Source organism: Pseudoalteromonas rubra (genome assembly GCF_001482385.1).
Taxonomy (GTDB): Bacteria; Pseudomonadota; Gammaproteobacteria; order Enterobacterales; family Alteromonadaceae; genus Pseudoalteromonas; species Pseudoalteromonas ardens.
The window spans coordinates 791,036-806,639 of record NZ_CP013611.1; the positions used below are offsets into that span (position 1 = coordinate 791,036).

Genomic DNA, 15,604 nt, shown 5'->3' on the forward strand with positions numbered 1-15,604 from the left:
TTACTTAGGTACCGGTTAACTCAGGTGGCTTAAGCACTTTAAACCTGAGTTAAATTCTGTCGATCGTTAAATCGGCGCGTATTATGCCTTGCTTAAGACTTTTTCGCAATAGGTGCCATCATCATAATCATTTGACGGCCTTCAACCCGGTTCGGGAATGACTCTACCTGAGCCACCTCTTCCAGGTCGGCTTTCAAACGATTAAGCATTTCAATGGCAATTTCCTGGTGAGCCATTTCACGACCACGGAAACGAATGGTGATTTTCGCTTTGTCGCCCGCTTCAAGGAATTTGCGAAGGTTACGCAGTTTAACCTGATAATCGCCTTCGTCCGTGCCAGGACGGAATTTGATTTCTTTAACCTGGATCTGTTTTTGCTTTTTCTTTTGTTCTTTTTGTAGTTTTGCTTTTTCAAAAAGGAACTTACCATAGTCCATTACTTTACAGACTGGTGGCTCTGCATTTGGACTGATCTCAACCAGGTCCAGGCCGGCTTCTTCTGCAAGCGTTCTTGCTTCTCTAATAGAAACTACGCCCGCCTGCTCGCCCTCAGCGTCAATTAAGCGAACTTCTTTTGCTGATATTTCTTCATTGATACGATTTTTCTGAGCAGTAGTTTGCCCTTTTTTGCCGCCTCTAATGGTACGTTCCTCCAAAAAGTCAAAAATATATTGTGCGAAAAGCGATTTGAATTAAGTGATAGGCCTTTCGCACAGGTTTACTATAAATTAACGTCTGTCTTTAATCTCTTCGCTGATTTTAGCGATGAAATCATCCACAGAGAACTTGCCCAAGTCTTCACCTTTGCGCGTTCTTACCGCTACTTCTTGTTGTTCAACTTCTTTGTCACCGACAACAAGCAGATAAGGGATACGTTTTAAAGTATGCTCGCGGATTTTAAAGCCAATCTTTTCATTTCTCAAGTCAGCACAGGCTCTTATTCCCAGTTTATTCAGTTTTTGTACAACTTCCTGCACATAGTCTGCCTGTTTGTCGGTGATATTCATGATCACCACTTGCTTAGGTGCAAGCCAGGTTGGGAATAACCCTGCGTACTCTTCGGTCAAAATGCCGATGAAACGCTCTATTGACCCTAACACGGCACGGTGGATCATCACCGGCGTTTTACGTTCATTATTTTCCGCTACATACGTCGCGCCTAAACGGCCCGGTAAAGCAAAGTCTAGCTGCACTGTGCCACATTGCCAAGCACGCTCAAGACAGTCATACAAAGTAAATTCGATCTTAGGGCCGTAGAATGCGCCTTCGCCTGGCAAATAACCAAATTCGATATTATTTGCTTTTAGTGCATCAGCCAGTGCTTCTTCAGCCTTGTCCCACATTTCGTCATCACCGATACGTTTCTCAGGACGCGTTGATAGCTTTACAACAATTTTCTCAAAGCCGAACGTCGAATAGGTATCATAGATCATATTGATACAGGCGGATACTTCATCCATAACCTGTTCTTCGGTACAGAAGACGTGCGCATCATCCTGAGTAAAGCCACGCACACGCATCAGGCCATGCAATGCACCTGATGGCTCGTTACGGTGACAACAGCCAAACTCTGCCATACGCAGCGGCAGATCACGGTATGACTTCAGACCTTGGTTGAAGATCTGGACATGGCCAGGACAGTTCATTGGCTTTATTGCATACTCACGCTTCTCAGACTCAGTGGTGAACATCGCATCCGAGTACTTGTCCCAGTGACCTGATTTTTCCCACAGGCCACGGTCCATCATCAGCGGACCTTTAACCTCTTCGTATGCATATTCACGCAGCTTTTCACGCACGAAATCTTCTAATTCACGATAGATACTCCATCCATCGTTGTGCCAGAAGACCATGCCCGGCGCTTCTTCCTGCCAGTGCCACAGGTCAAGCGCTTTACCAATTTTACGGTGATCGCGTTTCTCGGCTTCTTCAAGGCGTTTCAGGTAAGCTTTCAGCTGCTTCTTATCAGCCCACGCTGTGCCGTAGATACGCTGCAGCATTTTATTTTCAGCATTACCACGCCAGTATGCGCCAGCCACCTTCATGATTTTGAAGTGGTGGCAGAATTTCATGTTTGGTACGTGTGGACCACGACACATATCAACATATTCTTCGTGATGATACAGGCCCGGACGATCATCTTTTTCAATGTTCTCATCCAGGATTTCCATCTTATAGGTCTCGCCACGCGCTTCAAACGCATCACGCGCTTCTTGCCAGCTTACTTTCTTTTTAATAACTTCGTAATTGGTTTTGGCTAGCTCAAGCATACGTTTTTCGATGGCATCGAGGTCTTCCTGGGTCAGCGAGTGCTCCATATCGATGTCATAATAAAAACCATTATCTATGGTCGGGCCGATCGCCATTTTCGCTTCAGGGAAAAGCTGTTTAACCGCATGGCCGATCAGGTGAGCACAAGAGTGACGAATGATCTCTAAGCCATCTTCATCTTTGGCTGTGATAATTTCTAATTGTGCATCCTGTTCAATCGGATCACAGGCATCAACACGCACACCGTCTACACGACCTGCAATGGTGGCCTTAGCCAAACCAGGGCCGATGTCTTGAGCGACTTCTAAAGTGGTAACCGGGTTTTCAAATATACGCTGACTGCCGTCAGGGAGAGTAATTACTGGCATGATAATTCCTACTTACAGTGGTGACACCTACAACGCATCACATGTACTAGTTTAAGTTAATTGTTTTAAATTTGATGCCCATCAACACTTTTACGAATAAGCATTGGCTGAACAGTGGTATACTGTCGGTGTCCGGGGACTTTCAAACGCAGCGCCCATTGTGAACGCTCACGTGACGAGTTGCAAGGAAAAGACTAAGATTAAGCAGGGATTTTGGCTAAAATGACGGGGAAAACCATGGCACAGAAACACTCATACAAGTTTGCATCTTTTAATTTGCTGAACTTTGCTGCGCCGCCCTATTCTTTTTACCAGCTGGAAGAATCGTATAACGACACTCAGTGGCTGACCAAAACACAGTTCATTACGGGCCTGATCCAACATATGGACCCCAGCGTAATTGTGTTTCAGGAGGTATTTAGCCCCGAGACACTGGCCACCTTGTGTGAAGATCTGGGACTGCCTTATTTCGCAACTGTTGACACCCCAAAACCGGACTTAGTTTACCCAAATGTGCTGTTCAATCCCATTGTCGCCATTGCCAGCAAATTCCCGTTTAAGAGCTTTACCCCGTTGGAGCCATGCCCCGAATTACTGGAATATCTCAACAATCAGCATCAATTTAAGTTTAACCGGACCCCTATAAAATGTAGCTTCGAGCTGCCTGGCTTAGGCCTGACAACCGTTTATGCCGTACACTTTAAATCCCAGCGGGTTCACTCAATGGCCCATATGCTAGGCAACACTCCTCAGGAGGACCCTCTTCTGACTTTATTGCATCAAACGGTTGGCACCATGCAATCACAAATATCCCGCTCACTCGAAGCCTCTATTGTCTATTATGATGCACTGAAGACACAGCGCGAAAAAGGCGCCGCGACACTGGTGATGGGCGATTTTAACGATCACATTGCCAGTCCTGCGCTGTCTTTTATGACACAGCAGTTCCCAACCAGCGCCATCCACCAGGACTTTAACAGCGTCGGGTTGTTCGACAGTTTTTTTCTGGCCGACAACCAACTCAGTTTCGGACAAAAACCCCCCACACATTATTATCAGGGAGTGGGCAATACGCTTGACTACATTCTCGCCTCCAAAGAGTTCAATCCAAACCTGGAACAAAGCAAGGTCAGGCGTCTCACCTACCATAATTACGCGTCGCACTTGGACCCCAAACGAGATGAAGAAGACATTCGCTATTCCGATCACGCGGCCATCGCTATCGAAATGATACTGCAATAAGTTCTCGGTCATGATGAGCTGTGATATGATCCTTACTTATAACGATTTATTTGACCAGTTAATGGGAAACCAACAATGAGAACACTCGGTGTAGAGATTACCGGCAGCGAGGCCCTGCTGTGCCTTCTGAGCAAAGAAGAAGACGTTTTTGATATTCGCGATATTCGCCAGACTCGTTTTACACTTGGCAATATTGGCCAAGACACAGACGCAATGCGCAAATTCCACTTCGATTTTGCCAAACTGGTAGAAGATTACAAAATTGACTCTATAGCCATCCGCCAACGTGCCCACAAAGGCAAATTTGCTGGCAGCGCAGCGGGCTTTAAAATGGAAGCAGCGCTCCAGCTTATTGACGGCACTGATGTGAAGTTATTGTCTTCCACGGAAGTGAAAGAACAGCTTAAACGTAACCCTGTGCCGGTTGACTTCGCTGATACTGGCCTGAAGAAGTATCAAGAACAAGCGTTTCACAACGCCTACGTGTTCATTATGCGTAAAACTTACGGTCATGAAGACGCCGAGCAGGCAGAATAATTATTGGCCCGGCGAATGTGCCGGGCTTTTTCTTTGTATAACCAGCTAACATATTCTCCCCTTTCACTTTTTTCCAATTGTCACTTGGTTTTCTTACAGGTTCTGAGTTATAAAGTACGTTTGGTGTGTGCTTTTTATGAACAAGCTAGGTTTGCACACCCCATCGACTTGCAGGGTCATTTCGGCACTGTCATTATGCAGGAGGCACTATGCTTAAGTTGTTTGAACGATTCACCGTACCGTTCCCGTCACGCCCGGCAACACAGCCGCCCCAGGGATTACTGGCATTTTGCCGGTTTTACACCAAAGGAATGGAGTTGCCACTGCTGCTAATGTCACTGAGCGCTGCTATCTTGGCCACACTGGAGGTCATGTTATTTGGCTTTATGGGCACGCTGGTTGACTGGATGCAGACATATCCGCCTGCAGAGTTATTCGAAGTGAAACGTCAGGAGCTCACCATGATGGCCGCAATTACGCTCATTGGCCTGCCCTGCCTGGTATTTTTTCACAGCGCAATATTGCATCAAAGTTTGTTGGGTAATTACCCAATGGCGATTCGATGGCTGGCACATCGCTATCTGCTCAAGCAAAGTGTGTCTTTCTATCAGGACGAATTTGCCGGACGCATCGCAACCAAAGTCATGCAAACAGCGCTGGCTATCCGCGAAGCAGTGATGAAACTGCTGGATGTGCTTGTTTACGTCGTTGTGTACTTTGGTGCCATGCTCGCACTGGTCAGCGACAGTGATATGAGAATGATGATCCCCTTACTGATATGGCTGGCTTTGTATATCGGCATGCAGTTTTATTTTGTTCCCCGACTCAAACAGGTAGCCAGCAAGCAGGCCGATGCACGTTCGCAAATGACCGGCCGCATAGTGGACAGCTATACCAATATCACTACAGTTAAACTGTTCTCGTATAACAAACGGGAAGAAACTTATGCCCGTGACAGCATGAATTTGTTTATTGAACCCGTCTATGCCCAAATGCGACTGGCAACGCAACTGAATGTCAGCATACAAACACTGAACTTCTTACTGGTCTTTAGTGTTGCGGCCGGCTCGCTCTACCTGTGGTCACTCAGTGCGATCAGCAGCGGCGCCATCGCGATTACCATTGCCCTGGCATTGCGCCTGAACGGTATGTCCCAGTGGATCATGTGGGAAGTATCCAGCCTGTTCGAAAACATCGGTACCGTCATCGACGGTAAAAATACTTTATCCAAACCACTGGATGTCCAGGATCAGCCCAATGCCCCGGCCTTAAGCGTAACTCAGGGCGAAATCCTATTTAACGACCTGCACTTTGCCTACAAACGCCAGCAGCAATCGGAGCAGCATACCGTTATTCAGGGGCTAAGCTTGAAGATTGCACCGGGCGAAAAAATCGGCATTGTGGGCCGCTCGGGAGCAGGAAAATCGACTTTGGTAAACTTACTACTGCGCTTTTACGACGTTCAGCAAGGCACCATCAAAATAGACGGACAAGACATTTCGCAGGTCGACCAGGAAAGCCTGCGCGCGCACATAGCGATGGTGACACAGGATACTGCACTGTTACATCGGAGTGTGCGGGACAATGTACTGTATGGCCGCCCCGATGCCAGTGAAGAAGACTTACTCAAAGCCATCGACAAAGCCGAAGCGAGTGAATTCATAAAATCGCTTGAAGACAACGAGGGTAACACGGGGCTTGATGCTCAGGTCGGTGAGCGCGGTGTTAAACTCTCGGGGGGACAACGCCAGCGCATTGCCATTGCCAGAGTACTACTTAAAAACGCCCCGATTCTCATTCTGGACGAAGCAACTGCGGCTCTAGACTCCGAAGTAGAAGCGGCAATTCAGGGTAGTTTAGACAGTCTGATGACGGGCAAAACCGTGATTGCAATTGCACATCGCCTGTCAACCATTGCACAAATGGACCGACTGATAGTGATGGATCAAGGCCAAATTGTTGAACAAGGTACACATGATGAGCTGCTCTCACAGAATGGCATTTACGCCAAGCTGTGGGCACATCAAACCGGGGGTTTTATTGGCGTTGAATAAACAACAGCCTGGTGGCTCAGGTCGGTTGTTGCGTGACATATTTTATGCCACCACAAAACAACTGACAGGCCTGATCGACAAAAGCATCCAGATCCGCTTCAGCCAGGGGCGCCTGCCAGCGGATCGCCTGATCCCAAAACGTCAGCCGCTTTAATGCGCCCCAAAAAAAAGCAGCCGCAAAAGGCGCTGAGAAAGTACCAAGACAACCTGCCCTCGAGGCCTCTTCAAACCACAGACTCATGGCTGCTTCACATTGACTGAACTTACTATTGAGTCTGTCTGCCTGTGCCTGGCAACGCATAGACTCGATCATCACTATGCGGGATAGCTTGATGTAGTCTTTATCCGACAGTAAAGACACGGCACTGTCAGCCAGGTGTCTTAGTTGCACTTCAAAATCATAGTTAGGGATAAACTGAATGGTCGTAATAGGTTGTATTCTTTCAATTAGCGAAATAACCACGGCATCAAATAGGGCTTCTTTCGTTGCGTAATGCTTATATAAAGTGCGTTTGGATACCCCGGCAGCACTGCATATCGCTTCCATTGTGGTCGCCTGTAGACCCCGTTGTGCAAATTCTTCTACCGCTGCGCTTAATATTGCTTGTTGTTTTTCAGTAAGCTGGGTCATTGACTCGGTCATCAGTTTAAAATTAACAGCAGTTTAACTTAAAAAGGTCCAATATTAAAGTAAACACATGCGTATACACAACTTCAAAAAAGTACACGGTATCGTTTACCTTAAAACAAATAAAGTATACACTTGCGTATACTTGCACTATTGTCGAACTATCTCAGCACTGTGCAGCCTGCTGATAAATCACGCATCATAGGCAATAAACGGTGCGTTTTATTCATTCGGTTCGTTCTGTTTTGGTGTAAACAGTGCGAAGCACGACAAGGTATTCACTGGCATTAAAGCAAAATCTCGCAATGACGATGCGGCACACGCAAGTCGAAAAGCAGTGCTACACTTACTTGAATGGTTTTTAACCACGCCAGCGAACAAATGCAAAAGAAAACCCAATAAAAGAGAGGCATACTCGCCTCTACTCAGGAATAAAAAATTTTAATCAGGATTTGGAGTGTACATGTATCCAGCCCATAACAGCAGTCGTGTGGTACACCTGGCAACAGCGGTATTGTCTGCACTAGCTATTTCTGCCTGCTCAGAGGCACCGCAAAGCCAGGGTGGCCCATCCATGCCATCTGCGCAAGTGAGTATCAACAAAGTCACAACCCAGAGTGTGCCGTTCAATATCGAACTGCCAGCCACTCTGGCCGGTGATAAAGAAGTTGAGATCAGAGCGCGTGTATCCGGGCTTGTTGAGTCGCGTAACTTTGAAGAAGGCCAGTACGTTAAAGCGGGACGTTCTTTATTTACCATTGAGCTTCGTCCCTTACAGCTGGAACGAGACAAAGCAGAAGCCGACCTCAATGCCGCAAAAGCGAATGTGGCACAGGCAAAACGTGAGAAAGACAGGCTTGAACGACTCAAAGATGAGCGTTCAGTTTCAAAACGCGATTTTGATAACGCCGTTTCCGCCTATGAAATTGCCATCGCCAATCTGGACTCTGCCAAAGTGGCACTCAGTGAAGCACAACTGGATTTAGAGTATGCGCAGGTTAAAGCGCCTGTCTCAGGGATCATGGGTCGAGAGTTCGTTTCTCAGGGCAGCTATGTCTCCGGGCCGACCGTACTGTTAAGTGAACTCACCGATACCGGCAAGATGCGGGCACGGTTTGGGTTTTCTGAACGAGAGCAGCTGGCTATGCGACAGGATGTTGAAAATGGCACACTGAGCCTGCCTAAGAATAATGAGTTTAATGCCACCATAGTGCTTCAGGATGGTTCTGTCTATGCGCATTCAGGCAAAGTCGATTTCTCGGATGTCCGGGTAAACCGCTTTACTGGTACCAGTGAATTACAGGCCCGGATCAGCAACCCGGATGGTGAGCTGCGTCCTGGTCAGTTTGTCCGCGTTCGTTTGTCCGGTGCTGTGCGCAATAACGCCATTGTGCTGCCGCAACGTGCCGTATTAGACAACGGCACAGGTAAATTTGTCTATCTTGCTACTGAAAACGAACAAGGCATGACCGTTGCCCTGCCTGCGCCAGTTGAGGTAGGTGAATGGGTCAACCTGGATGGCAAAAACATGTGGGTGATTCGACAGGGCCTGACCCCTGGCCAGCCCGTGATCGTTGAAGGTATGGCGCGCATATTCTTCCCAGGAATGCCCGTTAGCGTGAGCGGCGAAGGAGAATAATCGTATGTTCTCTAAGTATTTTATTGATCGCCCGATCTTTGCTTTTGTGATCTCTATTGTTATCGTACTGGCAGGTCTGGCCGCAATGCGCACCCTGCCTATCGCTCAGTACCCGGAGATCGCACCGCCTCAGGTTCAGGTAACGGCTTTTTACCCTGGTGCATCTGCCGATGTCCTGGAGCAGACAGTGGCAGCCCCAATAGAAAATGCCATCACAGGCGTTGAGGGCATGATGTACATGGAGTCAACCAGTACCAGCTCTGGCACAACCACTATCACAGTGACTTTTGAAATAGGTACGGATATTGACCAGGCTGCCGTCGACGTCAACAACCGGGTAAAACAGGTTGAGGCGCGTTTACCGGAAGAGACACGCCGTCAGGGTGTGGTTGTTGCAAAAGGCTCATCCAGCTTCTTGCAGGTTCACGCCTTCTATTCACCGGACGGGACTCGTTCCAGCTTGTGGACATCAAACTATGTCACCATGAATATCCTGGACCGTATTAAACGTATCCCCGGCACCACCAGTGTACAAATATTCGGGGCCAAAGATTACGCCATGCGGGTCTGGATCCGCCCTGACCTCATGAGTCAGCTTGGTGTCACTGTTGAAGAGGTCACCGCAGCCATTCGTGAACAAAACTCACAGTATGCGGCCGGTACCATAGGTGCCACACCAACCAGTAGTCAGCCTCAGGAGCTGGTTTACAGTGTAACTGCTAAAGGTCGTTTATCTACGCCTGAAGAATTTGAAGCCATTATCATTCGCGCAAACCCGGATGGCTCAACCTTGCGCCTTAAAGATGTAGCGCGAGTTGAGCTGGGCTCCAAAGATTACAATTTTGCCGGCACCTTTAACGGTAAAGAGGCGGTACTTCTGGGTGTCTTTTTACAACCAGGTGCCAATGCGCTGGATGTAGCGAACGAAGTAGAATCCGTGATAGCAGAGCTTCGTCAACAGTTTCCTGTTGGCCTGGATCATGGCATTCCGTACGACACCACACGCTTTGTGGAAGTGTCCATTCGTGAAGTATTGATCACCCTGGTCGAAGCCATGGTATTGGTATTTTTGGTCGTTTACCTGTTCCTGCAAAACTGGCGCGCCACCTTAATTCCGACTCTGGCAGTACCCGTTTCTTTATTGGGTACATTTGCCGGACTTTATATGCTCGGCTACTCCATCAATACCCTGACACTTTTCGGTATGGTGCTGTCTATTGGTATCGTCGTTGATGATGCCATCGTAGTACTGGAAAACGTCGAGCGGATCATGCACGAGCAACACCTCAATGCTCGTGAAGCGGCTATTAAAGCGATGCAGGAAGTAAGCGGCCCTGTTGTCGCTATTGTACTGGTATTGTGCTCAGTGTTCGTCCCTATCGCGTTCCTGGGTGGGTTAACGGGTGAATTGTTCAGACAATTTGCGATTACCATCTCGATATCTGTCAGTTTATCAGGCGTGGTCGCGCTGACCATGACTCCGGCGCTGTGCGTCATGATCCTCAAACATGAACACAAGCAAACCGCGGGGTTCTTCTTATGGTTCAATAACTGGTTCCAGCGCGTCACCGGCCGTTATGTGGGCTCCGTGAGCTTTATGATAAGACGTGGCTTGCTTGGTGTGGTGCTGATGGCCTCTATGGTCGGCGCAACCATGTTTATATGGCAAAAAACCCCGGGGTCTTTGGTCCCGGATGAAGATCAGGGCTTCTACATCGCCGCAGTGTTCCTGCCTGATGGGTCGTCACTGGAGCGCACCGCTGCAGTGGTTGAAGAAGTTGTCGCTGCCGCCCAGTCAAATCCGGCCAATGAAAACGTAGTTGCTTTTACTGGGTTTGATTTTATTGGTGGCGGTTACAAAAACAGTGCTGCGACGCTGTTCATCACACAGAAACACTGGGATGAGCGAGAAATCGACACGAAATCACTGGTTGGCGAGTTGTTTATGAAGACCGCCGGGATCAACGAAGCGCTGGTTCTGGCCTTCAATCCCCCAGCTATATTCGGCCTGGGCACCACCGGCGGCTTTGAGGTTTACCTACAAAACAAAGCGGGTACAGACCCTGAACGTCTCAAGCAAGGCATGCAAATGCTAATGGGCGAAGCACAAAAGAGTCCGGTACTTGCGGGTATTCAGACACTGTGGCGTCCGGATGCACCGCAGCTTAAAGTTCACATGGACCGGGAACAGGCTCGTGCTATGGGCGTGAATATCAACTCAGCATTCAACGCGCTGGCTGCCAACCTGGGTAATTACTACGTCAATGACTTCAATAAGTTCGGTAGAGCCTGGCAGGTGCTGCTATCAGCCGAAGCTGAGTTCCGTATGACACCAGAAGACGTTGGCCGCATCTATGTGAAAAACAACCGTGGTGAAATGGTCCCTATCTCAGCATTCACTGACATAGAGTACAGCCGTGGACCGGAAACCCTGCAGCGCTACAATAATCTGTCGGCAGTTAAGCTAATGGGTAATGCAGCCCCTGGATACAGCTCAGGTCAGGCCATTGCAGAGTTTGAGCGTATCGCAAAACAAGTTCTGCCACCGGATATGACCTTTGAATGGACAGCCTCCGCTTATCAGGAAAAGCGCAGCTCAGGCACAACCAGCCTGGCACTTGGGCTGGCTGTTGTGATGGTATTTTTGATCCTGGCGGCACTTTATGAGCGCTGGTCTCTGCCTATTTCGGTGTTGCTGGCGCTGCCGTTTGGTACCTTTGGTGCACTTATCTCCATCTGGGTTGCAGGCTTAACCAATGATGTTTATTTCCAAATTGGCCTGGTCACCTTACTTGGTCTGGCCAGTAAAAACGCCATTCTGATCGTTGAGTACGCGCTGATGAAAACACAGCAAGGCTGGAGCCCGGCTGCAGCAGCACTGGAAGCGGCACGACTGAGGTTTCGCCCTATCATTATGACTTCGCTGGCCTTCATTTTGGGCGTAGTACCTCTGGTATTGAGCTCAGGCGCAGGTGCGGGTGCACGTCATAGTGTAGGCACCGGGGTCATGGGTGGTATGCTTGCAGCAACCTTCCTGGCAGTGTTCTTCCTGCCCTTATTCTTTTACTGGTTAACGGCAAGGCGTGTTTCTGAGAAACGCTCTAAACAGGAACTAAGTGAAGAAATTGCACAGCAGCACAAAGCTGAGCATGTAGATACCAAAGAAGATCTGGCTTAACTTTTCAGGTCGAATACAAGCGCCGTTCACTCCATGAGTGCCGGCGCTTTTTTGTTATCAACCGTAATAACCTTCCTAAACTCATCCGCTTACTTTTGATAACAGTATCTTTGTTGGCTGCTCACCCTATTCCCTTAGCCATTAGTCTAATTTCCTGCCGATTCATCGGCTCTCGCTTGCAATAGGGCAAACTTTGTTATTTCTTTGAGCTATAGCTTATTACCATTTTAAGCTCCCTGATTGGTTTCATAGGTGTGCCGGGTAGTAAAAAGCAATGACAACAACAAGGAATAGATCATGACAACATCAGCAATGAACCCGACCCTCAGTTATCACCGTGGAACCTCTGGCACGCCTTTACTTGATCAAACCATTGGCGACTTTCTGGCGCGCATTGTCGAACAGTTCGGCGACCGTGAAGCAATTGTTGTTTGCCATCAGCAACAGCGCCTCAGCTACCGGGAGTACCTTAAGCGTATTGATGAACTGGCAGCCGCCCTGTTACATTGCGGGATCCAGCCAGGCGACAGAGTTGGGCTCTGGTCGCCCAATAACCTTGAGTGGTCTCTGGTGCAATTTGCCACAGCGCGGATCGGTGCCATTATGGTGTGTCTGAATCCGGCTTACCGCCCTGCCGAGCTCGAGTTTTCACTCAATAATGCGGGTTGTAAGATGCTCATTATGGCCACCCGGTTCAAACACAGTCACTATGTCGATATGCTTAAAGAGCTCGCCCCGCAGTTGGAAGAGTATACTTTTGGTGAGCTGTGTGCTCCTAAACTGCCTGATCTGACCCATGTTGTGGTGATCCCCCAGCAAGGAGAGTCAACCCCAACAGGATTGTGTGATTTCAATCAGTTACTTTCAATCGCGTCAGATCAAGATTACAACACCCTGCGCACTATCGGAGCCAGATTAAGCCCCGACGACGCCATCAATATCCAGTTTACCTCAGGAACAACCGGCAACCCCAAGGGCGCCACATTAACCCATCGTAATATTCTCAATAATGCCAACCTGGTTGCGCAGACCATGCAACTTACAGAGCAGGATAAGCTCTGTATTCCGGTACCGCTGTACCACTGTTTCGGTATGGTGCTGGGCAACCTGGTTTGTCTCAGCCAGGGAGCGTGTGCAGTGTTCCCCAACGATGCTTTCGATCCGCTTCTGACACTGCAAACCGTCGAGGCCGAACAGTGTACTGCGCTACACGGCGTGCCCACTATGTTTATCGCACAACTGGAGCACGAGCAGTTTAATCAGTTCGACCTGAGCTCACTCAGAACCGGCGTCATGGCAGGTGCCACTTGTCCGGAAAAAGTGATGCGTGATGTGCAAACCAAAATGCACCTGACAGACATCTTAATTGGCTATGGCCAGACCGAATGCAGCCCCATTAATCATATTACTGAAGTGTCGGCTCCATTGATTAAACGAGTGACTACTGTCGGTCGTGCCATTGCCCACACTGAAGTGAAAATCATTGATGAAAGTGGTGAGCTTACTCCCAGGGGCGTACCCGGCGAGGTGTGTGCACGTGGCTACTGTGTCATGCAAGGCTACTGGCAGGATGATGCCAAAACCCAGGCAACCATAGATGCACAAGGCTGGTTGCACTCAGGCGATCTGGGTGTAATGGATGACGAAGGGTATGTCTCCATTGTGGGGCGCATCAAGGACATGATCATCCGTGGCGGCGAAAATATTTACCCACGAGAGATCGAAGAAGTTTTGTATCATCACCCTGACATTCAGGATGCTGCGGTATTTGGGATCCAAGATGAGAAATACGGTGAGGAAGTTTGCGCCTGGCTACAGCTAAAGCCGGAGCACTATGTTGACGAGCAAGCCATTAGAGCTTACTTACAAGATAAACTCTCCTACTTCAAAGTCCCCAAACATATACGCATCGTAGATGCCTACCCAATGACGGTGACCGGGAAACTACAAAAGTTCAAAATGCGTGAGGCAATGGAAAAGTCACTCAACGGACCGGCTTAAACAAGGGCTAAAACACACGTTTAGCCCCTTGCATCAATGACAAAGTCATCTACAAATGAGATTACAGGCTAAGCAGCTGGTGATCCAGTGCCTGAGCAGCCTCTTCCGCTGCCCGATACCCTGAAGCAACCGCACCTTCCATATAACCTGTCCAGATGTCTGCCGTTTCTGTTCCGCAGAAATGAAAAGACCCGAGCGGTTTTTTCAGGTTATCAGCAAACTGAGTGAGCTTTCCAACCGCAAGAGGAGATTCACACCCCCTCTGATAAGGTGCTGCCTGCCAGTCTGTCTCCACATAATCCACAGCCTCAAATGCCTCATCGCCAAAGAATTGGCTCAGAACTGCAAGTATCTGTTCCTTGCGTTCATCCAACGACAACGCGCGCATTGCGTCACTACTATTTACAAATACGGTAAGTAAACCCGGTCCATTGCTATTACGGGAACAGTCAAAAGTACTGGTCAGCACATCGTTTGGGATGAATGAAATACCACTCAAGCCCTGCGCACGCCAAAATGGTCGGGTATATAACAGGTGGGCCTTGATGCTGCCTTCACTCGTATCCCATTGCTCAATAAGCTGCCTTTTATTCGATAACAACGGCGGCTCGAACTGAATATTACCGAGTAAACTGGGTGCCATGGCGAATATCACACGCTGACACAAAATAACTTGCCCGCTCTGGCAGCTGACCAGGCAAAATTCGCCGTGATCCTCTACTTTGGTCACAGCATCAAATTGCACATGTTCTGACAACTGCTGTTGCAGCGCCAGACAAATCGACTGTGCTCCCTCTTTGATAATACGGTCCTGCGCCCCCCCGGTGATGACTTCTAGTTGCTCAATACTGCCAGCACTTCGTATATAGTAGAGCAAAAATAAAAAGGAGATTTGTGCGATCGAAGCTGCTAAAAATGAGCGGACGGAATAATCCAATTCTTCTATTGCATTGGCGGAATAACCTTGGTCCACACACCAATCATAGGCAGTTTGACCATCCCAGGCCTGAGCGCTCTGGGCCAACCAGGGTGCGTGTATGGGTAAGCTTGCCGCCAACCGATTAAGGGTTGCACGTATTGTAGCCAATTCATTTTGCACTTGCGCTGGGAGATCATCTTGCGATATCAGCTCCCCCTCCTGTGGCGTTGCAAAGGTCGAAAGTCCCAACTCGGCAATTAGAGATTGCATATGAATATGTGTCGCACCTACCCACTGTGCACCACCATCCACAATATGGCGCTCACCGCCTGTTGTTGTCAGCTGTTGATTCAAGGTCCGCCCGCCAACCCGGCTTTTTGCTTCAAGTAACTTAAAGTGGTAGCGGTTTTGAGCTGACAACTGCTTTGCCGCCGCCAGCCCGGCTAACCCACCCCCAATAACAACAATATCAGTCACATCCTTGATACTTTCAAAGTTAACATTGTCCAGCACTTGAGATGCCAAGTGCTTTAAGTTAGTAGTATGATCTGTTGGTGCTTTCATTTTTCTGTCCTTGTATGTGGTAATAACTAAGTTGTCTAAACATCTGCACACTAGGATAAAAGCCAGGGACTCGTTTAAGTATGTATTTGTTGTCAGCGAATGTGGCAAAGTGTGAGAGAGTGCTGGAAACCATCAAGGTTGCGTTCATATTTCAGTCGTTTTGACATCGTTCCAAAGCAATAGATCGATAAATGTCGACACTA

10 protein-coding genes are annotated in these 15,604 nt (G+C 48.5%); 6 read left to right on the top strand and 4 right to left on the bottom strand.

Features of this window, described 5'->3' with window-relative positions:
- Window positions 1-92: 92 nt before the first annotated feature.
- Both infC and thrS read right to left on the bottom strand, forming a co-directional pair.
- Window positions 93-656, bottom strand: a complete 564-nt coding sequence (gene infC / locus AT705_RS03560) for a translation initiation factor IF-3 (RefSeq protein ID WP_010387196.1) — start codon at window positions 654-656, stop codon at window positions 93-95.
- Between the two features lie 72 nt (window positions 657-728).
- Window positions 729-2,639, bottom strand: a complete 1,911-nt coding sequence (gene thrS, locus AT705_RS03565) for a threonine--tRNA ligase (protein ID WP_058795520.1) — start codon at window positions 2,637-2,639, stop codon at window positions 729-731.
- A 237-nt stretch (window positions 2,640-2,876) separates the two neighbouring features.
- Here thrS and AT705_RS03570 point away from each other — a divergent pair, with 237 nt between their 5' ends.
- The 3 genes from AT705_RS03570 to AT705_RS03580 all read left to right on the top strand — a co-directional run bounded on the left by AT705_RS03570 (window position 2,877) and on the right by AT705_RS03580 (window position 6,472).
- Window positions 2,877-3,881: an endonuclease/exonuclease/phosphatase family protein gene (locus tag AT705_RS03570; RefSeq protein ID WP_058797895.1), complete on the top strand. Its 1,005-nt coding sequence runs from the start codon at window positions 2,877-2,879 to the stop codon at window positions 3,879-3,881.
- Between the two features lie 75 nt (window positions 3,882-3,956).
- Window positions 3,957-4,418 carry a DUF3010 family protein gene (locus AT705_RS03575; RefSeq protein WP_058795521.1) on the top strand — a complete coding sequence of 154 codons (462 nt, stop codon included), beginning with the start codon at window positions 3,957-3,959 and terminating at the stop codon, window positions 4,416-4,418.
- 209 nt (window positions 4,419-4,627) lie between these two features.
- Window positions 4,628-6,472 carry an ABC transporter ATP-binding protein gene (locus AT705_RS03580; RefSeq protein WP_058795522.1) on the top strand — a complete coding sequence of 615 codons (1,845 nt, stop codon included), beginning with the start codon at window positions 4,628-4,630 and terminating at the stop codon, window positions 6,470-6,472.
- Between the two features lie 16 nt (window positions 6,473-6,488).
- Here AT705_RS03580 and AT705_RS03585 read toward each other — a convergent pair whose 3' ends face one another.
- The gene (locus AT705_RS03585; RefSeq protein ID WP_058797896.1) at window positions 6,489-7,103 is read right to left on the bottom strand and encodes a TetR/AcrR family transcriptional regulator; all 615 of its coding nucleotides are present in this window, start codon (window positions 7,101-7,103) and stop codon (window positions 6,489-6,491) included.
- Window positions 7,104-7,563: 460 nt separating this feature from the next.
- Between AT705_RS03585 and AT705_RS03590 the strand changes: the two genes are divergently transcribed.
- The 3 genes from AT705_RS03590 to AT705_RS03600 all read left to right on the top strand — a co-directional run bounded on the left by AT705_RS03590 (window position 7,564) and on the right by AT705_RS03600 (window position 13,918).
- Window positions 7,564-8,739 carry an efflux RND transporter periplasmic adaptor subunit gene (locus AT705_RS03590; RefSeq protein WP_058795523.1) on the top strand — a complete coding sequence of 392 codons (1,176 nt, stop codon included), beginning with the start codon at window positions 7,564-7,566 and terminating at the stop codon, window positions 8,737-8,739.
- A 4-nt stretch (window positions 8,740-8,743) separates the two neighbouring features.
- Window positions 8,744-11,917 (top strand): efflux RND transporter permease subunit, encoded by a 3,174-nt coding sequence (locus AT705_RS03595; protein ID WP_058795524.1) that lies wholly within the window; start codon window positions 8,744-8,746, stop codon window positions 11,915-11,917.
- A gap of 297 nt (window positions 11,918-12,214) precedes the next feature.
- Window positions 12,215-13,918, top strand: a complete 1,704-nt coding sequence (locus AT705_RS03600; RefSeq protein WP_058795525.1) for an AMP-binding protein — start codon at window positions 12,215-12,217, stop codon at window positions 13,916-13,918.
- Window positions 13,919-13,979: 61 nt separating this feature from the next.
- Here the strand turns inward: AT705_RS03600 and AT705_RS03605 are convergent, their stop codons facing one another.
- Window positions 13,980-15,401 (bottom strand): flavin monoamine oxidase family protein, encoded by a 1,422-nt coding sequence (locus tag AT705_RS03605; protein ID WP_237113776.1) that lies wholly within the window; start codon window positions 15,399-15,401, stop codon window positions 13,980-13,982.
- Window positions 15,402-15,604: the final 203 nt, after the last annotated feature.

Coding starts and splice junctions, on each gene's coding strand:
- thrS (WP_058795520.1), bottom strand. CDS start 2,639: ATGCCAGTAATTACTCTCCCTGACGGCAGTCAGCGTATATTTGAAAAC.
- AT705_RS03570 (WP_058797895.1), top strand. CDS start 2,877: ATGGCACAGAAACACTCATACAAGTTTGCATCTTTTAATTTGCTGAAC.
- AT705_RS03575 (WP_058795521.1), top strand. CDS start 3,957: ATGAGAACACTCGGTGTAGAGATTACCGGCAGCGAGGCCCTGCTGTGC.
- AT705_RS03580 (WP_058795522.1), top strand. CDS start 4,628: ATGCTTAAGTTGTTTGAACGATTCACCGTACCGTTCCCGTCACGCCCG.
- AT705_RS03585 (WP_058797896.1), bottom strand. CDS start 7,103: ATGACCCAGCTTACTGAAAAACAACAAGCAATATTAAGCGCAGCGGTA.
- AT705_RS03590 (WP_058795523.1), top strand. CDS start 7,564: ATGTATCCAGCCCATAACAGCAGTCGTGTGGTACACCTGGCAACAGCG.
- AT705_RS03595 (WP_058795524.1), top strand. CDS start 8,744: ATGTTCTCTAAGTATTTTATTGATCGCCCGATCTTTGCTTTTGTGATC.
- AT705_RS03600 (WP_058795525.1), top strand. CDS start 12,215: ATGACAACATCAGCAATGAACCCGACCCTCAGTTATCACCGTGGAACC.
- AT705_RS03605 (WP_237113776.1), bottom strand. CDS start 15,401: ATGAAAGCACCAACAGATCATACTACTAACTTAAAGCACTTGGCATCT.